A 1,165-nucleotide genomic window follows, 5' to 3' on the forward strand; every position below is an offset into this window, starting at 1 on the left:
CAAAAAGCCACAGCCGGTGCGGCGGGTGGAGATACCGAAGGCGTCGGGCGGCCTGCGGCCGCTCGGCATTCCGACGGTGCTCGACCGCTTGATCCAGCAGGCGGTGATGCAGGTGCTGCAGGCGGATTGGGATAGGACGTTCGCCGAGACGAGCTTCGGCTTTCGGCCGGGGCGCTCGGCACATCGGGCGGTGGAACGGGCGCAGGCGTACATTGCGGCCGGCCACAGCATCGTGGTGGACATCGACCTGGAGAAGTTCTTTGACCGGGTCAACCACGACATCCTGATGGGACTGGTTGCCAAGCGGGTTGCTGACAAGCGCATCCTGAAGCTCATCCGCGCCTTCCTGAATGCGGGTGTGTTGGAAGGAGGGCTGGTCAGTCCGACGGAAGAGGGCACGCCGCAGGGCGGTCCGCTCTCGCCGCTGTTGTCGAACCTGATGCTGGATGTGCTGGACAAGGAACTGGAGAAGCGCGGCCACCGCTTCGTGCGTTACGCCGACGACTGCAACATCTACGTGCGCAGTCAGCGGGCGGGCGAACGGGTGCTGGCTGGCGTCGAGAGGTTCCTCGAAAAGCGCCTCAAGCTCAAGATCAACAAAGCGAAGAGCGCGGTTGCCAAACCGAGTGTTCGCAAGTTCCTGGGCTTCAGCTTCACCGGCGGGCAAGAACCGCGGCGGCGCATCGCGCCGCAGGCACTCGCCCGCTTCAAGGCGAAGGTTCGGGAGCTCACGCGACGCACGCGTGGTCGATGCCTCGTGCAGATCGCCAAAGAACTGTCGACCTACCTGATTGGGTGGCACGGCTACTTCGGCTTCTGTCAAACCCCGTCGGTGTTGCGCGTGCTTGACCAGTGGATCAGGCGACGGTTGCGCGCCGTTGCCTGGAAGCAATGGAAGTATGGACCCGCTCGCTTTGCCGAGTTGCGACGCCGCGGCGTCGGCCGGGATCTGGCGGCGCAAACCGCCGGCAGCCCACGTGGCCCTTGGCGGCTCGCGAACAGCCCCGCGCTCACCATTGCTCTGCCAAACGGCTTCTTTGCCTCACTCGGCTTGGCTTCCGTCGCGGCACGGCGACCCGCATAATCCGCTGAACCGCCGGATACGGACCCGTATGTCCGGTGGTGTGGGAGGGGCGGAGCCGCGAGGCTTCCCCCTATCCCGATT

At 65.2% G+C, this 1,165-nt stretch carries 1 protein-coding gene; it reads left to right on the plus strand.

The features are described from left to right. The coding region (ltrA, locus tag IC66_RS0142295; protein ID WP_038951383.1) for a group II intron reverse transcriptase/maturase at positions 1-1,084 on the plus strand (1,084 nt) is incomplete at its 5' end. Positions 1,085-1,165: the final 81 nt, after the last annotated feature.

It is taken from the genome of Bradyrhizobium genomosp. III (assembly GCF_000261705.1).
Lineage (GTDB): Bacteria > Pseudomonadota > Alphaproteobacteria > Rhizobiales > Xanthobacteraceae > Bradyrhizobium > Bradyrhizobium ottawaense.